This is a genomic window from Okeania sp. SIO2B9 (assembly GCF_010672505.1).
Taxonomy (GTDB): Bacteria; Cyanobacteriota; Cyanobacteriia; order Cyanobacteriales; family Microcoleaceae; genus Okeania; species Okeania hirsuta.
In genome coordinates, this window is sequence record NZ_JAAHGK010001297.1 from 1 (window position 1) to 2,123 (window position 2,123).

Below are 2,123 nucleotides of genomic sequence, written 5' to 3' on the forward strand. Positions count from 1 at the left end.
TGTAAACCCAAGGGTAAATATCTACAGGAAATTTAAGTTTTTTTCAGACTTTTAAGCCTTTTTCTTTCTTTCTTCTTCCTTACCCGACAATACTGATGCTACTGAACTTGATATAAGTCAAATTAAATCTAAAATATTTGCGAGAAGGAATATGGAATAGAGTAAAAGGATTAAACAATTTTTTTTGACCTCATCTTAATTTCGATTTGAGCATAAAATTGGAATTAGGAACATAGAGAAAATACAGCGTACTTCCGTCAAATATGAAGGTCTATAATTGGTACAAATACATAACATATTTTCAATACCATCACTAAAACTTGATGCAGTTTTACCAAAATTAATTTGCCACTCAATATTATTTAATTAAAATATATATCTGAAAATTTTCAGATATGCAATTCAAAATATTTAGATTTCATATTACAAACCCCTATTCTATTCTCTATCCTCTATTTCCTTGTCTCATAAATAATATTAAATTAGTATCCTTTTATCTAGATAGGGTGTAGAGCAGATGGGGAGATAGGGAGAGTATTTAATGCAAATTACTAAAAATAATGTCATAGTTATTGAACACTTCAGTTATTAAGTAATAAGTCAGGATAAGTGATTTTTTGAGCAATTATTTGTATGAAGTAAAGATATCTTATTCGTTATTTACCTACTCCCTACTTCCAAGAATATGTAGCAAAAATACATTAACTAGTTGTCCGTTATAAACTACTAGCAGTCAGCGGGAATAGTTCACAGAAAAAAGACATCTAAAAGCTTGGGTTGAAACCCCAGACTTCTAGCTTATCGTTTAATTTCAGGGGGGATTGAAATCCCCTTCTTAAAAGCTGAATGCTAAACGCTCTCTCCCTGTTTGCGGAGCATTCCGGACCGAAGCGCTTTTTAAATTTGGTATAATTACACCCTATAAAGTATTTTTGATAACCGGATTTAGTATAATTTACGGAAATCGGATGAATATTAAAATCCTATTGAAAAAAAACCAGTATTTTAGCTTCTAACAAATACTGGTTTTTTTAATTTGATAATAATTTATTTTAAAATTGAGTAAGCATAGCAGTCGAAGCAAAGGTTAGGACAGATCAAAAGCTTAAAACTCAGACAACGCAAGATTTTTCCTTCTTCCTTCTACTATATGGCTAAACTTATTTCAGAAATGAACCTACTACACCATTCATATCACTATCTAAAGGATCACCCAAAGCAGTAAATTTCCACACTGTGTTATCTCGATAAATAGCTCCCATTAACATTGATATTTTGCCCTGATAAGTACCATTACCAGATAAAGTATATTTTGCTATTTCAATTCCTTTATGATCAACAGCTCTAACAAAAGCATTTTCTACCATCCCAAATTGTTGCTTCCTTTCTTTCGCTTGATAAATGCTTACCGCTAGGATGATTTTTTGGTATTTTTCAGGAATAGAATTAAGTTTCAAAATTATTTGTTCATCATCTCCATCTCCTTCTCCAGTCAGATTATCTCCTGAATGAATTACTGTCTTATCCTGAGATTCTAAATGACCATAATAAATTACATCTTCTTTGTAATTTTTGAGTTGATCATTTTCTTGTAATAAAATGGCATAACCATCAAGGTCAAAATCCGATCTATTACCAAATAAACCAGCTAAACCACTTGCAGATTTAGCAACATCCCATCCTAGACCCATTGTCAGTCGTGATAGATCGTATTCACTTTTATTAAGTACAATTTTTTGTCCTTTTTCGAGCTTAATAGTCATGTATTTAGTACCCTTTATAAAGTCTGAAAATTTTTCAATTTAGTTAATCTGGTTTTTGGGTTATAGCAATGAACCGTTAAAAGTCAGCTTTCTAATGTTTATTTTGCTATCTGGATTTGAGGATTTATTGTATCTCAAACACTATAATATAGTTAAATCAAATTGTTTAAGCTGCTACACAAAAACTACAATTATTGTTTAGATTATTCAATTCTAGATAGACTTCTTTATCATTACTGATTTTCAAGAACATTCTTCCGCGTACTGACTTAAAATCTGCCATTGCACAATCAGGAATGATGAAATCCGAAAGTAGATATTTTTGGATTATTCTTTCCTAAATATATGTACAGTTTAAAA

General features: G+C 30.6%; 1 protein-coding gene. It reads right to left on the reverse strand.

Annotation, left to right across the window (positions count from 1 at the left end):
- Positions 1-1,160: 1,160 nt before the first annotated feature.
- The gene (locus F6K13_RS30040) at positions 1,161-1,763 is read right to left on the reverse strand and encodes a TerD family protein (RefSeq protein WP_124146647.1); all 603 of its coding nucleotides are present in this window, start codon (positions 1,761-1,763) and stop codon (positions 1,161-1,163) included.
- Between the last annotated feature and the right edge of the window lie 360 nt (positions 1,764-2,123).

Coding starts and splice junctions, on each gene's coding strand:
- F6K13_RS30040 (WP_124146647.1), bottom strand. CDS start 1,763: ATGACTATTAAGCTCGAAAAAGGACAAAAAATTGTACTTAATAAAAGT.